This window comes from Streptomyces kryoterrae (assembly GCF_054072135.1).
Genome location: NZ_CM133358.1, coordinates 5,606,921 through 5,624,129, shown reverse-complemented (window position 1 = coordinate 5,624,129; position 17,209 = coordinate 5,606,921). Strand labels below are relative to the sequence as shown.

The window sequence follows — 17,209 nt, the reverse complement described above, 5'->3', positions numbered from 1 at the left end:
CCTGTCGTGTAAAGCGCCGGACCGCAGACAGGACGCCGATATCCCGCCGGCGCCCGGGGCACCTACGCTCCCCGCATGACCTCTCAGCCCAACCCCCAGGCCGGTGCGGCCGTGAAGGCCGCCGATCGCGCGCACGTGTTCCACTCCTGGTCCGCGCAGGAGCTCATCGACCCGCTGGCCGTCGCCGGTGCCGAAGGGGCGTACTTCTGGGACTACGACGGCAGGCGGTACCTGGACTTCACCAGTGGGCTGGTCTTCACGAACATCGGGTACCAGCACCCGAAGGTCGTCGCGGCGATCCAGGAGCAGGCCGGGCGGATGACGACGTTCGCGCCCGCGTTCGCCGTCGAGGCGCGGTCGGAGGCGGCCCGGCTCATCGCCGAGCGGACCCCGGGCGACCTCGACAAGATCTTCTTCACCAACGGTGGCGCCGACGCCGTCGAGCACGCCGTGCGCATGGCCCGGCTGCACACCGGGCGGGCCAAGGTGCTGTCCGCCTACCGCTCGTACCACGGCGGCACCCAGCAGGCCGTGAACATCACCGGGGACCCCCGCCGCTGGCCCTCCGACAACGGCACCGCCGGTGTCGTGCACTTCTGGGCGCCGTTCCTCTACCGGTCCAGGTTCTACGCCGAGACCGAGGAGCAGGAGTGCGCGCGGGCGCTTCAGCACCTTGAGGACACCATCGTCTTCGAGGGCCCTGCCACCATCGCCGCGATCGTCCTGGAGACCATTCCCGGCACCGCCGGCATCATGATCCCGCCGCCCGGCTATCTCGCCGGGGTGCGCGCGCTGTGCGACCAGTACGGGATCGTCTTCGTCCTGGACGAGGTCATGGCCGGGTTCGGGCGCACCGGCGAGTGGTTCGCCGCCGACCTGTTCGACGTCGTGCCCGACCTGATGACCTTCGCCAAGGGCGTCAACTCCGGCTATGTGCCCCTGGGCGGCGTGGCGATCTCCGCCGCCATCGCCGAGACCTTCGCCACCCGCCCCTACCCCGGCGGCCTGACCTACTCCGGGCACCCCCTCGCCTGCGCCGCGGCCGTCGCCACGCTCACCGTGATGGCGGAGGAGGACATCGTCGGCCAGGCCGCCCGCACCGGCGAGAACATCATCGGACCGGCGCTCGCGGAGCTGGCCGCACGGCATCCGAGCGTCGGCGAAGTCCGCGGCACCGGTGTCTTCTGGGCCCTGGACCTCGTACGGAACAAGGAGACCCGGGAGCCGCTGGTCCCGTACAACGCCTCCGGTGAGGCCAACGCCCCGATGGCCGCGTTCGGCGCCGCCGCGAAGGCGAACGGGCTGTGGCCGTTCGTCAACATGAACCGCACCCATGTCGTCCCGCCCTGCAACGTCACGGAGGCCGAGGCCAAGGAAGGACTCGCCGCCCTGGACGCGGCGCTGACGGTCGCCGACGAGTACACCGAGTAGGAGCCGGCACGAGTCGGCAGGAGCCGACAGGAGCTGACACACGGTGAATGTGGGTAAGCGCACGGGAAAGTTCGCCGGGAACCCGAACGCGTAAGGTGACGTGCTCGTAGTCATATGCGAGCAGAGTCATCCACACGCGCGAAGGGGGAGGGCCCCGACCATGCCCGCCAGCAGCGGCAACGGCGCCGTGACCCGCAGCACCCTGCGTCAGCAGATCGCGTCCGCGCTCCGCGACGAGGTGCTGGCCGGCCGTCTCCAGCCGGGTCAGGAGTTCACGGTCAAGGAGATCGCCGAGCAGTACGGCGTCTCCGCGACGCCCGTCCGCGAGGCCCTGGTCGATCTGTCGGCCCAGGGCCTGCTGGAGGCGGACCAGCACCGCGGCTTCCGCGTGCACGAGTACTCGCCGGCCGACTTCCGGGGCATGATCGAGGCCCGCGGCCTGGTCACCGACGGCATGTTCCACGGTCTGGCGAAGGGCCTGGCGACCGGTGCGGCGGGGCGTCCGGCAGACGGTCGGGTGAGCGGCTTCGCCGTTGACAGCCCGGGTCCGCGCGGCTTCTTCGTCCGCGTCGGCGATCCCCGGGCCGCCGCCGCCCTCGCCGGTGTCCGCCGCCGGGGCGAGGAGGCGCGGCGTGCCGCCGTCGCCGGTGAGCTGAACGTCCTCATCGGCTACGACCTGCGCTTCTGGCGCGAGCTCGGCGCCCTGTTCGGCAACCAGTACCTCACCGACTTCCTGCACCGGCTACGCGTCCAGTCCTGGGTGTGCGCGGTGCAGCACCTGCGCCGCCTGAGCGACCTGCGCGGTCACCTGTGGTCCCGGTACACCGAGGTCGTCGACGCGCTGACCCTCCGCGACCTCGCCGAGGCGCATCGGATGGTCGACGACTACGACCTGCACTCCCTCGCCCTCATAGAGGGCCTCGCCAACGACCACGCCGCCCACTCCACTCCCTCCGCCGCCTCCGTCCTCGCTTCCGACGGAGGCGAGGACAACGAGAAGGAGGAGAAGGACGACAAGGAGAGGGACGACCAGGAGAAGGACGGCGGCCTCACGGCACCGGCGGGGAACGGGGGCACCCTCGGATGAGCGCGCCCACCCGCACCACCGGCACCCTCGACCTGACCGTCGTCGTCCCCGCCTACAACGAGGAACAGCGGCTCGGCCCCACGCTCGCCGCCATCACCGGCCACCTCCGGGAGAACGAGGGCCGCTGGGGCGACTGGGAGGTGGTGGTCGTCGACGACGGTTCCACCGACGGCACCCGCGACATCGTCACCGGCCTCGCCGACCCCCGCGTCCAGCTCGTCACCAGCCCGCGCAACCGGGGCAAGGGCAACGCCCTGCGCCTCGGGGTCGCCGCCTCGCGCGGCGCCCGCGTCCTGGTCACCGACGCCGATCTGGCGGCGCCGATAGAGGAGCTGGAGCTGCTGGACAGGGCGCTCACCGAGGGGCACGCGGCGGCGATCGGCTCCCGTTCCGTCCCCGGCGCGACCATCGAGCACCACCAGCACCGGGTGCGGGAACTCCTCGGCCGGGCCGGCAACCTCCTGATACGCCGGGTCGCGGTCCCCGGCATACGGGACACCCAGTGCGGCTTCAAACTGTTCGACGGCGACCGTGCCCGTACGGCGTTCGCCGCGTCCCGGCTGAACGGCTGGGGCATCGACGTCGAGGTCCTCCAGCACTTCCGCCGCGCGGACTGGCCGGTCGCCGAGATACCGGTCCGCTGGGCCCACCAGTCCGGCTCGAAGGTACGCCCGCTGGACTACGCCCGCGTCCTCGCCGAACTGACGGCCCTCAAGGCGCGCGCGGTCCGCCCCGCCGACCTCCTCGCGGTCACCCTGTTCCTCCTCATGGCGGTCGCCCTGTACGCGGGCCGCTGGCTCGACCCGGCGGGCCGCTACCTCCCCGACTCCCTCCAGGACCAGAACCAGTGGGAGTGGTTCTTCGCGGTCACTGCCGACAACGTCAGCCACTTCCGCAACCCGCTCTTCACCGACCTCCAGGGCTTCCCCGACGGCGTGAACCTCATGGCCAACACGGTCATGCTCGGCCTCTCCGTCCCCTTCGCACCGATCACGCTCCTCGCCGGCCCGGCGGTCTCCCTCGCCCTGGTGATGACCCTGGGCCTCGCCGTGACCGCCGCGGCCTGGTACTGGCTGATCGTGAAAAGGGTCGTACGGCAACGGGGTGCGGCCTTCGCCGGCGCGGTCCTGGCGACCTTCGCGCCCCCGATGGTCAGCCATGCCAACGCGCACCCGAACTTCGTCATCCTCTTCATGATGCCGCTGATCATCGACCGCGCCCTGCGGCTGTGCGAGGGCGAACGGGTCCGCCGCAACGGCGTGGTCCTGGGCCTGATGGCGGCGTACCAGATCTTCCTCGGCGAGGAGCCCCTCCTCCTGGCGGCGATGGGGATGGTGCTGTTCTCCCTCGCCTACGCGCTCATCCGCCGGGACCTGGCGAAGGCCGCCTGGCGTCCGCTGCTGCGCGGCCTGCTGATCGGGGGCGCGGTCTGCCTCCCGATCGTCGCCTTCCCGCTCTACTGGCAGTTCGCCGGGCCGCAGAGCTACAAGAGCGTCCTGCACGGCGACAACGCGGGCAACAGCCCGCTCGCGCTGCTCTCCTTCGCCGAGCGCTCCCTCGTCGCGGGCAACGCGGACAGGGCGAACGCCCTCTCCCTCAACCCGACCGAACAGAACGCCTTCTACGGCTGGCCGCTGGTCCTGCTGGCCTTCGCGATCGTCGTACGACTCTGGGAGCGCACGGCCGTGAAGGCGCTGGCCTTCACCGCGGTCGCCGCGGCCTTCCTGTCCCTGGGCCCCGAGTTCCGTGTCCCGCTGACCGACACCGTCCTGCCGGGGCCCTGGGCGCTGCTCGCCAAGAAACCACTGTTCGAGTCGGTGATCGAGGGCCGGGTCGCGATGATCTGCGCGCCCGCACTGGGCATGCTCCTGGCCATCGCGCTGGAACGGCTGGCGGCCACCCGCAACCTGACCTCGCAGTACTTCGGCACGCTGGCCGTCCTCCTCGCCGTGCTCCCGATCGTCCCGGCCCCGCTGAAGACGGTGGAACGCACACCCGTGCCCGCCTTCATCGCGGACGGCACGTGGAAGTCGTACGTCGGGAAGGGCGAGTCGCTCGTCCCGGTGCCGTTGCCCGATCCCGGCAACGCGGAGGCACTGCACTGGCAGACGGCGGCCGGTCTCGACTTCAAGCTGCCGGGCGGATACTTCAACGGGCCTTACGGCGACGAGCGCGTCGGCATCTACGGCGCCGCGCCCCGCTTCACCTCCAACATGCTGCGGGACGTCCGCTACACCGGCGTCGCACCGACGATCGGCGTCAACTGGCGGACGCAGGCGAAGAAGGACTTCGCGTACTGGAAGGCGGGCGTGCTGGTGCTGACCCCGCAGGGCAACGACGGGGTGCTGCGGAAGACTCTGGAAGAGCTGACGGGCGAGAAGGGTAAGTGGACGGGCGGGGTGTGGGTATGGGACCTGCACGACGGGTCGTGAACCTCCGGGACCTCCGGGACCCCGGGGACGAACGGTCGGTCGTGATCAGCCCCTGACCGCTCCCGACCCTGTCCCGACCTGTTCCCGCCGCCGCTCCCGACCCTGTTCCTGACCTGTTCCTTTCGGTGTCTGGCCCGTCACACGGGGGTCCGACCCACCGGTCACCCACTACGCTTCCCTGACTGCTCTGCCCACGGTGCCTGACCACCGCCTGCGACGATGCGAGGAGTTCTCCTTTGGCCTGTGACCTGTGGCTGGTCCCACTCGTCGACGTGCTCTGTCACACCCCCGACAACCCCTTCGCCGACGAACTCGCGCTCTACGACAAGGTGCTGGGCGAGGCGGGACTGCCTCCGGTGCCGGTGTACGCGTACATGCCGGGACTGTCCGGCGACGTGGCCCCGATCGCGGGCTTCGACTACGACGCGCTGCACTTCCTGCGCCGCGCGTATCTCCTCCAGGTGTGCGGTCTCCCGGTGACGCCGGTCGACGAACTGGGCGGTGACTACGAGCAGTTGCTGGAGATGTTCGAGGCGACCGCCCAGCAGTCCCACCTGGTCTGGCACTACGACCACGCGGGCGCCTACGTCCCGGTGGACTTCCCGCACCCTCTCTCGAGCGACGAACTCCTCGCGGGGGGCGGGCCGTTGGGCTCGTCCCAGACCCTGCTGAGGGAGCTGGAGTTCGTGGCCCCCTCGATCGGCATCGACCCGTCGAACCCGCCGCTGGCCCCGGCCCCACCGCTGACCCCCACCTCACTGGAGGAACCGGCGGCACCCGCCCCACACGACGCGAGCCCGTTCGCCCGGGAACGGCACGTGTGGCTGGGGCTGAACGCGGCGGCGACGCGGAGCCTGGCCCAGGGGTCGATGATCGTCTTCAGCTGAGCGCGGGCACGGGCGCACGCGGCGGCACGCTCACCGGATCTGGGAGAGACCCTTCTGCAGATCGTCGGCGTTCATGACGGGGGTGAACGAGATCTTGGCGTTGAAGTGGGTGAAGAACGGCTCTGCGATGGGCGGGATCTGGGAGGAGTCCTCCAGGTCGATGACCATCCAGCAGGTCCGGCAGCCATCCTCGGGACCGAAGTACGCCGCTTCCGGCTTGAGGTGGTCCAGGGTCTCCTTCAACAGCTCCGGCAGCTTGCCGCTGCGTATGCCCTCGTTGCCCTTCTCCGTGTCGAACTGCGCCTTGAGCAGAACGCGCATGGCACTCACCTTCTCCTGATCGACGCGCGCGGGGCACGCACTCGCACGCACTCACGCACACTCATACCAAATCAGGATATGCCCGGCATCGGCGCTTGGCGTGCGCGCGTTCGGCCCACTCGACGAACGTGGGCTGCCCGCCCCGGCCCATCGGCGGTGCAGGGCCCGCGCCCCTTCTGGGACGCGGGCCCCTTCCCCTGCCGGGAGCTACCGCTGACGCGGCAGCCTGAGCGTCCGTACGAGGGGCATGTCCGCGTACAGATCGGGGTCGACGGTCAGTACGCGCCGGCCGTCCGGCCAGTCCGCCGTCGGGCGGGACAGGTGGACCGCGTGGCCGAGCCGCCACTCCACCCCGTCGCGCAGGAGCGCGCCCACGGTGGACGCGCCCGCGAAGTCCAGCTCGACGATCTCGACGGCTGGCAGGGCGCCGATGTGCTCGGCCAGCCCCTTCCGCATGCCGTCGGCAGCGGCGAGGCAGAGCGCGGGCACGTACACGTGCCGGGTGGGCCCGTGCTCTGTGTTGGACACGAACTGCGAGGCGAGCGAGTTGCCCGACCCGAGCGCCAGCAGCGCCGACTCGTCGAAGACGACCCCGGTCGATCCGCCGGGTCCGGAGGATCCAGACCTTCCGCCTCCCCCGACGCCTCCCTTCTCGGCGCTCACAGGCTCTCCACCTCCTGTCCGGCCTCCAGGTCCTGCCACACCTTCTCGACCCTGTCGTGGTCCTCGTCGGTGAGGGTGACGCCGAAATGCGTCTCGCAGTACGCCTTGGTCTCCTCGTACCGCTTCCGCAGCTCCTCCTGGGTGGGCGTGGCCCCCGCCAGCTCGGCGATCAGATCGCGCATGGTCATCCCGCGCTCGCGGGCGAGCACCATGAGGCGGTCACGGACCAGGGGGTCGACCTTGACGGTGGTGTCAGCCATGACGACAGTATACCTGCGGTATACCGTCTCAGGCCGCTCAAGCAATGCGGTCATCCTGTTTCCTTCCGGGTGGGCGACCCGGCCGCACGGACGTGCGGCCGGGAGTCCGTGCGCGCCTACGCGGGCGCGGGCCGCCCCTGCATCAGGGCGCGGGCCAGGGCGCCACCGCGTCGCGCGGCCTCGCGATAGCCGCCGGTGGCGCCGGGCTTGCGGATCTCAACGGTCGTGACGGGTACGGCCGTTGGCTTGGCCGAAGCCTGCCCGGCCGACTCCACGACAGCAGGGACCGGCACAACTGGAGCGGCTGGAGCGGCCGGGCGCTTGCGGCGCAGGCGGTCCTCGACGATGGCGCGGGGCGAGTACAGCGGCGTGGGCAGCCCCTGCGTCAGAGCCGCGCGCACCTCCGTGCTGCTCGCCCCCGCCGCCCACCACTCCTCGACCAGCGGCGCCAGCCGCAACGCCTCGGCGGCACCGAGGGCAAGCCGGGGATCGGTACGGCTGAGCGAGCCGAGCAACCGCGCGGCGAGCGCGGTGCGTTCACCGGGCGGAGCCTCGGGCTCGCCCGACGGCACCTCGGCCCCAGCCGCCGCCTCGGCCGCTGGCGCGTCGGCCGACGGCGGGGAGGGAGGTTCTTTTTCCCTGGTCTTTTCTCCCGAAGGGAGACCGCCCGAAGCCCCGGAATCCGACTCACCGGAGGCCCGATTCTGGACTTCTTCGGATTCACCCGCAGGGGGCTCGTCGTCGTACGGAGTGTCGAACACCTCGTACACGGTGGAGAATTGGCCGGACTCCTCGTCCTTGCGCACCACCCGCCGCAGATACCGGGATTTCTCCAGCTCATGGAGGGCGGCAGCGATCCGCGCCCGCCCTTCCTTGCGCTGCTCGGCAAGGGTTCGGATGGTGGCGCGGGCGCCGTTCGGCAGGCTGAGGAGGTACGTCAGTACGCCTACCGCGCACCAGGAGAGACTCCGGTCGCGGAGAAGGGCGTTGGAGAAGACTGAAAAGGCGCGCGTGGGCGTCGTACGATGAATACGCATGAGGAGCATCAGCTTTTTCTCTTGGTGGAGCTGGCGCTCCTCGTGCCAAGCCCCCGGGTGTTGGCGCACCGCGGGGGCGTTCTTGTTGCCGTGACTCTAAGGGCACGCAGAGCGACGAATGCAAGCTGAACGGGCTTTTCCGGGGCGGAAGTTCGCGTTCTTCACTCTTCGGAGTGAAGCGCCGCCTTCAGAAGCAACGCGTGTACGAGGCGATCTCTCCCCGTCGGCCGATAACGCCAAGTCAACGGCCATGTCTGGCCGTTGAGCGCCGGGACGGGGACGAAGGCGATACGGCACGGACCGGACGAGAGACAGGTGACGCCCGGCGGCCAGAACCGGCGAGTCGCCGCACCCACGGGCACGAGGAAGTAGACGGCGCGACTCCCGTTCGCCTCCTCAACCACAGGCCCCGGCGCGCCGCCGGTCATCCGCGCCAGCCGGTCCGCCGCCGCCCTGCCCTCGTCGCCGTCGACCCGTACCGCGTCGAACTGGACGCCCGCCTTGCGGAGTTGGATGCCGGTGGGCGGAACCCAGTCAGGGATGTCGGGGATCTCAGGGGTGAGTGGGGGTTCGGCGAGGTTTGTCTCGTCACTTTCTGTATTCATAAGGACAGTTTCGGCAGGCGGGACTAGCCTCTTCCATAACTCTGCGTCGACGGTTGATAGCTGTCGGAATTCGGCGCGGGTCGGTGGTGACCAGTTGAGTTCGGTTGAGTTCGGGAGTGACCGGATGGCGAGTTCGGAGAACAGGACGGAAGCGGGCGGTACGGCACGTATGGTCGCCGCGCTCGCCAAGGCCCTGCGCGAGCAAGCAGGCCTCACACAGGAGGAGTTGGGCAAGCTGATCGGCTATACGGCGTCGGCGGTCAGCGCGATGGAGACGTGCGCGCAGCCCGCGAGCGACAAGATGCTCGTCAAGCTGGAGGAGGTACTGGGGAACGGGCTGGGCGTCTTCGAAAAGGCCCGGAAGTGGATGCTGCTGGAGAAGTACCCGGCTCGGTTCCGGGGGGTTGCGGGGCTGGAGCGGGGCGCGGTCACGGTCTCCTCATACGAGAGCTTCCTTATCGACGGGATCTTCCAGACCGAGCGGTACGCGCATGCACTGATCCGGGGTGGCTATCCGTCGGTCTCCGATCAGAAGCGGGAGGAACTCGTCGAGGCGCGGCTCGCCCGCCGTGCCCTCTTCGACCGCGACCCGGTCCCGATGATCGAGCTGATCCTCGAAGAGGGCGTACTGCGGCGGCCGTTCGGCACCTGGGAGATCATGCGCGAGCAGATGCGCTCGCTCGCCGAGGACGCGCAGCGGGAGAACGTGTGCCTGCAAGTACTCCCGCTGGATCGCGGGTTGCGTGGATCGCACGCCGGTGACCGCGGCTCCATGAAACTCCTCGTCACCGAGGACCACGACCACGTCGTCTTCATGGAGATCGAGGACCAGGGCATCCTCATCAGCGATCCACCCGAGGTAGCCCAACTCGCGCACCGCTATGCGAAGATCCGATCACAGGCTCTGAGTCCCGACGACTCACTCAGCCTCATCGAGCAGTTGGCAGGATCGGCGGGAGAGGAACCATGAGCGACACCGGTGCACTGCGGTGGATCAAGTCCAGCTACAGCGACAGCGGTGGCGGCAACTGCGTCGAAGTCGCCTACGCCTGGCGCAAGTCGACGTACAGCGACGACGGCGGCGGGAACTGCGTGGAGATCGCCCCCTGCCCCCACACGCCCACCGCCGCCATCCACATCCGCGACTCCAAGAACCCGACCGGCCCCAACCTCACGGTCACCGGTGAAGCCTGGTCCGCGTTCGTCGCCCGTACCGTCTGAACTACGTTGGTGTTGCTGGGCGTTGGCCTCAGCAGTGGCAAAGCACGTCGATGACAACGGCCTCGGCGTCGAGGTCGTCGAGATAGCGGTTGGCCTGTTCCAGGTGGTCGGCTGTGTCCACGAACGTCCATGAGCCGTCAAGGGCGATCAGGGCGAAGCCGGGTACCGCTCTCTGGACCGCCAGCAGCCGGGCTTCCTCATGGTCCTGCGCGAAGTATTCGACCGGGTCGTTGAGAAGCAACGACGTGCTGAAGTGCGGGTCTCCCGCGACGGCTCGCTGGGCCACCTCCTGCACCAGCGGCTGAGCCAGATGATCCCTCCTGGCGTCTGCCTGGGAGTACTTTTCAGGATCGGCTTCGTGGCGGGCGAGGAAGTCGGTGCGCGGGGCGGCCGGCGGGTGTATCGCGGTCAGCTCGGTCCAAGCGGCGAGCCGGTCGTCGTACGCGCGCGCCGCCCGGTTCCGCATACCTTCGAAGTCGAGCAGACCGCGAGGCCCGCCGTAGCATTCCAGCGGCCCGAGGGCACCGAGGTTGGCCTTTCTGCGCGGCACGGTCGATGCCGTGACGAGCCTGCGGTCGCCGTCGTGCGGAGGCAGCACGAGGTAGGCGTTGCCCGCGGTGGAGTGGATGGCCCACCAGTCCCAGTGGCCGACCGGATTCTGTCCCTCGGCGAGGCCCATGTTGTAGGGCGCCAGGGCGGCAGCCACCGCCCGTGGAACCTTCCGAGGCGCGGTCGGCGGCAGGCACACAGTGGCGTGGAACTTGGTCATGCCCAGGAGCGTAAACCCTGGGATTCATCCGTCTGTACGACTGTCAGTCACCTCGTGACGCCACGTCACGCCACGCCAGGTCCGGCGGGAGGAGGGAAGCTCATCGACGCCCGGGCCGTGTTCGCATCAGGATTTTGGCGCGTCGTTGGTGTGGTAGATCTTGCTGACAATGGTCCACGCGCCATCGACTTTCAGAAGATTGAAGTAGTCGGTGAAGCACAGGCCGGAGACATCGTTGGTATCGACACGTGCGTTGGCCGCAGTGCCGGTGACGTTGATGTAGGCGATCACGGCGCGGCCTTCCGGTGAGGGTCGGAAATCCCTGTCGATCCCCTCGTAGAGGCCCGTGATCGCACCGCCGGAGAGCTTGCCGTTCTCGACGCCGAAAATCGTCGCCTCTTCGGCGAACGCGGGCTTCATGATGGCGCTGTCGGCCTTGGCGACGCCCTGATTGTACTTTTCCAGCACTTCGGTGATGGCGATGTGGTCAGCGACATAGGTCGGTTTCGACATGTTGTGTCTCCGGTCTGAGGTTGGGGCGCGCTCTTGCGCCGGGTTGGTCGAGACGTGGGTCAGGCCGCGTCGGCGGCCACTTGGCCAAGACCCGAACCGGGCTTGTTCCGGTTGTTGAGCCACCAGCCCATGAATAGCTGGGGTACCTGCCGATTCACCGCCGGGGTGCGCCGCAGGGTCCCGGCGTGGTCACGTGGCGAACACTTGGGAGTCGTCGGCGAACGCCTTGAACTCCAGGGCGTTGCCGGCCGGGTCGAGCAGGAACATCGTCCACTGCTCGCCGGCTTCGCCTGCGAAACGCACGTAGGGCTCGATGATGAATTCGGTGTCCGCGGCGCGTAGTTGGTCGGCGAGCCGGTGGAAGGCGTCGATGGTCAGGATCAGCCCGAAGTGCGGTACGGGGACGTCGTGGCCGTCGACCGGGTTGTGTATCTGTTCGGTACGGGCCGGGGCGAGGTGGGTGACGAACTGGTGGCCGTGCAGGTTCCAGTCCACCCAGGTGTCGGCGCTGCGGCCCTGCTCCAGGCCGAGCGTCTCGCCGTAGAAGCGGCGGGCGGCGTCCAGGTCGTCGACCGGGACAGCGAGGTGGAAGCGGGGAATGGGGGAAGCGAGACGGGACATGGGCCTGGGTTTCCTTCCGTGCGGCGTGGAGTGCCTGGCGCCTACCGGTTCTGGCGGGCGGGGGAGATGCAGCGACGCGGTTGCGGAGTTGTCAGCGCTTACGGCGCTCGACGACATAGGCGTACTGGTCGGGCCAGGTCGGCTCGGCGTCGAGCGCGAGGGCGGCGTGCTGTGGCCAGTAGGGGTTGCGCAGGAGTTCACGGCCGAGGAGGACCGCGTCGGCCTGCCCGCTGGTGAGGATGTCCTCGGCCTGCTGCGGCTCGGTGATGATGCCGACGGCGCCGGTGGGGATGCCGGTGGCCTGGCGTGCCTGGGCGGCGAAGGGCACCTGGTAGTTGGGTCCGGCGACGATCCTGGCGTCGGGGACCATGCCGCCGGTGGACACGTCGAGCAGGTCGACGCCGTGGGCGTGCAGCTCCTTGGCCAGGCGGACGGTGTCGTCCCCGGTCCAGCCCTCACGCTCGTCCTCGGGATTCTCGGTCAGCCAGTCGGTGGCCGAGGTGCGGAAGAACACCGGCAGATCCTCGGGCCACACCGCTCGGACGGCGTCGACGACCTCCAGGGCGAAGCGGAGCCGGTTCTCGAAGCTGCCGCCGTAGGCGTCGGTGCGGTGGTTGGACGCCGGGGAGAGGAAGGAGTTGATCAGGAAGCCGTGGGCGCCGTGCACCTCGACGACCTGGAAGCCGGCGGCCAGTGCGCGCCGCGCGGAGTCCGCGAAGTCCCGGACAAGCTGCTGGATCTCCTCCACGGTCAGTTCATGAGGAACAGCCAGTCCACCGAACGCGATGGCGCTGGGGGCGACGGGCTGCCAGCCGCCCTCGGCCTCGGGCACGTACCGGTCGGACAGCCAGGGCTTGTCCATCGACGTCTTGCGGCCGGCGTGGGCGAGCTGGATGGCCGGGACGGCGCCGTGCGCCTTGATGGCCTCGACGATGCGGGTGAACGCCTCCTGCTGGCGGTCGTTCCACAGACCCAGGTCCCAGGGGGTGATGCGTCCGTCGGGGCGTACGGCGGTGGCCTCGGCCATGACCAGGCCCGCGCCGCCGACGGCGCGGGCGGCCAGGTGGGTGAGGTGGAAGTCGGTCGGCACACCGGTGTCCGGGCCTTCGGAGGCGGCGGAGTACATGCACATCGGGGACATCCACACCCGGTTGGGTATCTGGAGGGATCGCAGGGTGAGGGGCGTGAACAGGGAACTCATGCGGGTGGTGCTTCTTTCGTGGTCGGTGATAGATGGTCGATGCCATCGGCGGGGGTCGGCTGCCGTCCGGTGTCAGGCGATGATCGTGTGGAGGGCTGCGAAGGCTTCATGGGCTGCGCGGGCCGGGGCGTACGCGGCTTCGCGGACTCGCCCGTGACGCCGTGACTTGCAGGAATCGATCGCAGTCACGATGGTTGCCCTTCTCCGGCGGGGATGCGGGGGGGTGCGCAGGAGCGCCGGGTTCAGGCGAGGCGGGCGACGGCATCCGCGACGGGGGTGTCGCCTGAGGTCAGCTCGACGATGACGCGGTTGAGGGCGGGCTCGTGCAGGGCGGCGTCGATGAACGCGGCGACATCGTCGCGGTGTACGTCGCCGTACTCGACGGCGGGCCCGGCGGTGACCCGCCCGGTACCCGGTCCGTCCAGCAGCGTGCCGGGGCGGACGATCAGCCAGTCGAGGCTGGTGCGGGTGAGATGGACGTCGGCACTCTTCTTGACCTTGACGTAGTGCTCGAAGCCTTCGGACGCTCCGTCGCCGCGCAGGGCGTCGGGGAAAACAGAGACGAGGACGAAGCGCTGGACTCCGGCGGTCTCGGCCGCAGCGGCTGCCTTCTCCAGGCCTTTGCCGTCGATGAGCGTGGTCTTGTCCGTGCCGGTTCCGTGGGCGCCGGCCGAGAACACCACCGCGTCGTGCCCGGCGAGCTTGCCTGCGAGCTCTTCGACAGAGTCGGCGATCAGGTCGCCGGTCACCGGCGTCGCACCGGTCGCGCGGATCGTGTCGGCCTGGGCCGGGCCGCGGTGCATGCCGGTCACCTCGTCTCCGCGCTCGGACAGCAGGGCGGCGAGCCTCCTGCCGACACCTCCGGCGGCACCGATCTGGAACACCTTCACGGGATCGTCTCCTTCCTGGCCGGATGACCGGTCACGCCACTTGTCTCAATGTTGACATTGAGACAACGAGGGAATGTTAACATCAGGACATGGAGAAGAGTCAACCCACAGGAGATCGATCGGTGGCCCCCGCCCGCCGCCGCGGACTGGCCGACGAGGTCGCCGACCGGATCCGGGAGGCGATCTTCAGCGGTGCGTACGCCCCTGGGGCACCGCTGCGAGAGGTCGAACTCTCCGGCGTACTGGAGGTCAGCAGAGGGCCGGTGCGTGAGGCTCTGCGCGTGCTGGAGCACGAGGGGCTCGTGCACTGCGCCTGGCACCGCGGCACCGTGGTCACGACGCTGTCCGCCGAGGATGTCGCCGAGCTCGACAGCCTGCGCGGCGCGCTTGAGGACCTCGCCGTCCAGCAGGTCATCGCGTACGCCTCGGAGGAGGACCTCGCGGCCATCGAGAAGGCAGCCGGCGTGATGGATCGCACGACGGACCCGCACGCCATGGTCCGCCTGGACATCGCCTTCCACGACGCCGTGTTCGCCGCCACCGGCCACCAACGTCTCGCCGCGGCCTGGGAGACCATCCGCTGCCAGGTCCACCTGTTCCTGCTGACCCGCATCGGCCTCAGCACCGAGGGCTACCTCGGCTGCATCCCCCAGGAGCACCACGCACTGGCCGCCGCACTGCGCGCCCGCGACCCCCAGGCCGCCCTCCCCCTCTTCGCCGCCCACCGCCGCCACGCGGTGGACGTCGTCACCGGCACGCCGAGCCACCAGGCCTGACCACCAGCCCGCCACCAGCCCGCCACCAACTGGGCACCGTCCAGCGCTGATTGAGCGTCTCTGGAACCCGGGCCCTGACCCCTGATCCGGTCACACCGCGATCGTCCGGGCGCGTACCGTCCACCCAACTGCCCGTGCCCGGGTTCCGGCACCACATGGTGTCCGCCTGAAGGGGTGCCGGCCGAATCTCTGGCGTTCAGGACGGTCGGCGGGCCCCGTTGGCGGGTGACGTGCGGGCGAACCAGGTCCGCGACTCGTCCGCGGGCAGGACGCGGGTCACCTCGGCCGTGCCCGGAAGGTGCGGGAAGAAGCGGTCGGCGTTCCAACTGCGTTCATATATCGGCTCGTCGAGCACAAGCAGGCGGCATCCCTCCACGACGGGGATGTCGTCGGGCAGCCCTTCGTTCCAGATTCGTTCGCCGTCCGGGGCGAGACGTTCGAAGGTCCCGGTCGCGACGGTCTGGGTGCGTCCCTGCGCGGGCTCGGGGTCCGTGGCCAGGCGGACGCTCTCCGAGGAAGGGGTGGAGCCGGGCACGTGGCCGCCGCCGACGAGGACGTGGGCGAGCAGCGTGTGCAACTGGAAGTTGTCCCCGATGCCGCCGATGCGCACCTCGAACCCGGTCCCGGTGGGCCTGTGCAGCACGATGAGGGGCTCGTCGTCCAGGACCGCCAGCGCGTGGGCCAGGCATTTCAGGTCGTGCCGCTCCAGAGCCGCCACGTCGCGGCAGGCGGGGAGGAGCGCGGATGCGTACCGGCTGCGCACCTCGGCGCTGCGGCACAGCACGGCCAGCGCGGGCGGCTGCCACTCCTCGACCGAGCACCAGGCCAGCGCCAGTCGTGTGGCCTCGTGCCTGTCGGTGCCGAGGCGGGCCAGCAGTCCGTCGTCGATGTTCTTCTGGTCCGGCTCGGGCAGTTCGTCCTCGGCCGCGCCGGTGGCTGTCCAGCGGCGGGCGAACTCCAGGGCGTCCAGCAGGTCCTGGTGGACGCCGCCGAGGATCGGCTCGGCGCAGGCCGCAGGATCGGCCCCGCGCTCGACGCAGAAACCGGCCGCCATCGCCAGCATCGGCCGCGGGCCGGTGGGCGGGAAGGCGGGAAGCAGCGCCGCCAACCGGGGTCCTGCCGGGACACGTTCAGTGTCCGACGCCGACTGCACACACTTCATCATGGCGGTGAACGCCTGCCCGGTACGGTCCCCATCGCGAGCGGCGACCGCCTCCTCCAACTCGGACACGACGGCGGCGAGGCCCGAAGACCCACGCTTCCACTTGAAGATCACGGGCACACCTTAGGCCCGAGGTTTTCCCGCTGTCATCGGACCAAGACCGTTCGAACCCCGTGCAGTTAGGCATCCACGGCGCGGCCGACACAGATCAGGACCGGGGGCGATCGTGAACCAACCACTGCTGTTCCTCGACGTGGCCGCTCAACCCCTATGCGGCCCAGCCGGAGAGGCGCCCCGCCGGGTACACCACACTCAGGGTGCCCCGGGACAGCGGAACCTCGGACGAGCACAGGGCACTCTCGGCCCGGCGGCGACCCCTGCGGGTCTGGCTCAACCCGGAGCACGGGCGCCATCTGCTCCAGCTCGGCTACGAGTTGTGCTGGGCCACCACCTGGATGGACAAGGCCAACCAGTGGATCGCCCCAGTGCTGGGCCTTCCCGAACTCCCCTTCGTCGACTTCGGCGACGCCTTGTTCCAGGAACGCCCCGACGGGGTCCACTGGAAGACCGCTCCCCTGGTGGACTACGCCGACGGCCGTCCCTTCGCCTGGGTGGACGACGAACAGAGCGATCCGGACCAGGCCTACGTGACCGCCCACCACCGCGGTCCTGGGCTGCTGCACCACGTCAACCCGCGAATCGGACTGCGCGAGAACGACTTCCACGCACTCGCCGACTTCGCCCGATCCGTGGAAACCCCGCGAGCCACGGGCTGAGCACCTCGCCGGCCCGTCAGGCAACTCCGTGCTTCGATCCACTGGATCCACTGGATCCACGATCATCGTGGGACGGCCCTGAGGTGCGATCCTGCGTGCATGAACCGTCTCAACGACGAGTATCTGCGCACCTGGACGCTGCGATTCGCGTCCCTGCTCGCAGCCGACCTCCAGGATCAGCTTGCCTGGATGGGCGAGCGTGAGCTGGAGACGGAGTCCGTCGTCGAAGAGCTGGAGCTCCTCTGCCGCATCTCCGAAGGACTCGCGGAGCGCGGAGTCTTCGAACCCAGGGATCTGCCCGATCTTCAGGCCATCGGCCGTCGCCTCGGCGAAATCAACGCCACCAGTCGCGCCGGCTTCTGGGCCAACGCCCTGGCCACAGATCCGGCGTGGGACGAAATACGTCGTCTCGCCCGCCAGTTCCTCCTCACAGCACTGGGCGACTGGCGTCAGCCACTGCCACGCCCCGGGCACGCGCACACGAGCGGCCACTGAGCACGTCCAGGCTCACGGGACGGCCGATGGTCAACTGCGGGCTCCCACACACCCATAGCCAC

General features: G+C 69.6%; 19 protein-coding genes and 1 pseudogene. 9 read left to right on the top strand and 11 right to left on the bottom strand.

Annotated features, from left to right (window positions below; translation table 11 throughout):
- The first annotated feature begins 75 nt into the window (after positions 1–75).
- The 4 genes from ACW4TU_RS24740 (at position 76) to ACW4TU_RS24725 (ending at position 5,837) form a co-directional block, all read left to right on the top strand.
- On the top strand, positions 76–1,431 hold the full coding sequence (locus ACW4TU_RS24740; RefSeq protein WP_457416966.1) for an aspartate aminotransferase family protein: 1,356 nt from the start codon (positions 76–78) through the stop codon (positions 1,429–1,431).
- A gap of 160 nt (positions 1,432–1,591) precedes the next feature.
- Complete coding sequence (locus ACW4TU_RS24735; protein ID WP_457416965.1) at positions 1,592–2,518, top strand: GntR family transcriptional regulator; 927 nt, start codon at positions 1,592–1,594, stop codon at positions 2,516–2,518.
- Positions 2,515–4,950: a dolichyl-phosphate beta-glucosyltransferase gene (locus tag ACW4TU_RS24730; protein WP_457416964.1), complete on the top strand. Its 2,436-nt coding sequence runs from the start codon at positions 2,515–2,517 to the stop codon at positions 4,948–4,950. The genes ACW4TU_RS24735 and ACW4TU_RS24730 overlap by 4 nt, the downstream gene beginning before the upstream one ends.
- 236 nt (positions 4,951–5,186) lie before the next feature.
- The gene (locus ACW4TU_RS24725; protein ID WP_457416963.1) at positions 5,187–5,837 is read left to right on the top strand and encodes a hypothetical protein; all 651 of its coding nucleotides are present in this window, start codon (positions 5,187–5,189) and stop codon (positions 5,835–5,837) included.
- Positions 5,838–5,867: 30 nt separating this feature from the next.
- Here ACW4TU_RS24725 and ACW4TU_RS24720 read toward each other — a convergent pair whose 3' ends face one another.
- The 5 genes from ACW4TU_RS24720 to ACW4TU_RS24700 all read right to left on the bottom strand — a co-directional run bounded on the left by ACW4TU_RS24720 (position 5,868) and on the right by ACW4TU_RS24700 (position 8,723).
- Positions 5,868–6,158 (bottom strand): hypothetical protein, encoded by a 291-nt coding sequence (locus ACW4TU_RS24720; RefSeq protein WP_457416962.1) that lies wholly within the window; start codon positions 6,156–6,158, stop codon positions 5,868–5,870.
- Between the two features lie 207 nt (positions 6,159–6,365).
- On the bottom strand, positions 6,366–6,821 hold the full coding sequence (locus ACW4TU_RS24715; protein ID WP_457416961.1) for a PIN domain-containing protein: 456 nt from the start codon (positions 6,819–6,821) through the stop codon (positions 6,366–6,368).
- Positions 6,818–7,081, bottom strand: a complete 264-nt coding sequence (locus ACW4TU_RS24710) for a hypothetical protein (protein ID WP_239148886.1) — start codon at positions 7,079–7,081, stop codon at positions 6,818–6,820. Before ACW4TU_RS24710 ends, ACW4TU_RS24715 begins: the two co-directional genes overlap by 4 nt.
- Before the next feature lie 116 nt (positions 7,082–7,197).
- Complete coding sequence (locus ACW4TU_RS24705; protein ID WP_457416960.1) at positions 7,198–8,118, bottom strand: hypothetical protein; 921 nt, start codon at positions 8,116–8,118, stop codon at positions 7,198–7,200.
- Between the two features lie 161 nt (positions 8,119–8,279).
- The gene (locus ACW4TU_RS24700) at positions 8,280–8,723 is read right to left on the bottom strand and encodes a bifunctional DNA primase/polymerase (protein WP_457416959.1); all 444 of its coding nucleotides are present in this window, start codon (positions 8,721–8,723) and stop codon (positions 8,280–8,282) included.
- 124 nt (positions 8,724–8,847) lie between these two features.
- Here ACW4TU_RS24700 and ACW4TU_RS24695 point away from each other — a divergent pair, with 124 nt between their 5' ends.
- Both ACW4TU_RS24695 and ACW4TU_RS24690 read left to right on the top strand, forming a co-directional pair.
- A complete protein-coding gene (locus ACW4TU_RS24695) occupies positions 8,848–9,693 on the top strand; it encodes a helix-turn-helix domain-containing protein (protein ID WP_457416958.1) in 846 nt (281 codons plus the stop codon).
- On the top strand, positions 9,690–9,944 hold the full coding sequence (locus ACW4TU_RS24690) for a DUF397 domain-containing protein (protein ID WP_457416957.1): 255 nt from the start codon (positions 9,690–9,692) through the stop codon (positions 9,942–9,944). Before ACW4TU_RS24695 ends, ACW4TU_RS24690 begins: the two co-directional genes overlap by 4 nt.
- 28 nt (positions 9,945–9,972) lie before the next feature.
- Here ACW4TU_RS24690 and ACW4TU_RS24685 read toward each other — a convergent pair whose 3' ends face one another.
- The 5 genes from ACW4TU_RS24685 to ACW4TU_RS24665 form a co-directional block, all read right to left on the bottom strand.
- On the bottom strand, positions 9,973–10,713 hold the full coding sequence (locus ACW4TU_RS24685; RefSeq protein WP_457416956.1) for a hypothetical protein: 741 nt from the start codon (positions 10,711–10,713) through the stop codon (positions 9,973–9,975).
- Positions 10,714–10,839: 126 nt separating this feature from the next.
- Positions 10,840–11,226 (bottom strand): nuclear transport factor 2 family protein, encoded by a 387-nt coding sequence (locus tag ACW4TU_RS24680; protein WP_457416955.1) that lies wholly within the window; start codon positions 11,224–11,226, stop codon positions 10,840–10,842.
- A 189-nt stretch (positions 11,227–11,415) separates the two neighbouring features.
- Positions 11,416–11,847 carry a VOC family protein gene (locus tag ACW4TU_RS24675; RefSeq protein ID WP_457416954.1) on the bottom strand — a complete coding sequence of 144 codons (432 nt, stop codon included), beginning with the start codon at positions 11,845–11,847 and terminating at the stop codon, positions 11,416–11,418.
- A 91-nt stretch (positions 11,848–11,938) separates the two neighbouring features.
- Positions 11,939–13,048 (bottom strand): NADH:flavin oxidoreductase/NADH oxidase, encoded by a 1,110-nt coding sequence (locus ACW4TU_RS24670; protein ID WP_457416953.1) that lies wholly within the window; start codon positions 13,046–13,048, stop codon positions 11,939–11,941.
- Positions 13,049–13,290: 242 nt separating this feature from the next.
- The gene (locus tag ACW4TU_RS24665) at positions 13,291–13,938 is read right to left on the bottom strand and encodes an NAD(P)H-binding protein (protein WP_457416952.1); all 648 of its coding nucleotides are present in this window, start codon (positions 13,936–13,938) and stop codon (positions 13,291–13,293) included.
- Positions 13,939–14,027: 89 nt separating this feature from the next.
- Here ACW4TU_RS24665 and ACW4TU_RS24660 point away from each other — a divergent pair, with 89 nt between their 5' ends.
- A complete protein-coding gene (locus ACW4TU_RS24660; protein WP_457416951.1) occupies positions 14,028–14,714 on the top strand; it encodes a GntR family transcriptional regulator in 687 nt (228 codons plus the stop codon).
- Between the two features lie 196 nt (positions 14,715–14,910).
- Here ACW4TU_RS24660 and ACW4TU_RS24655 read toward each other — a convergent pair whose 3' ends face one another.
- Positions 14,911–15,990, bottom strand: a complete 1,080-nt coding sequence (locus ACW4TU_RS24655) for a hypothetical protein (RefSeq protein ID WP_457416950.1) — start codon at positions 15,988–15,990, stop codon at positions 14,911–14,913.
- A gap of 112 nt (positions 15,991–16,102) precedes the next feature.
- Between ACW4TU_RS24655 and ACW4TU_RS24650 the strand changes: the two are divergent.
- Positions 16,103–16,652, top strand: a pseudogene (locus ACW4TU_RS24650) (hypothetical protein).
- A 99-nt stretch (positions 16,653–16,751) separates the two neighbouring features.
- Positions 16,752–17,147, top strand: a complete 396-nt coding sequence (locus ACW4TU_RS24645) for a hypothetical protein (RefSeq protein ID WP_457416949.1) — start codon at positions 16,752–16,754, stop codon at positions 17,145–17,147.
- The last annotated feature ends 62 nt before the right edge of the window (positions 17,148–17,209 follow it).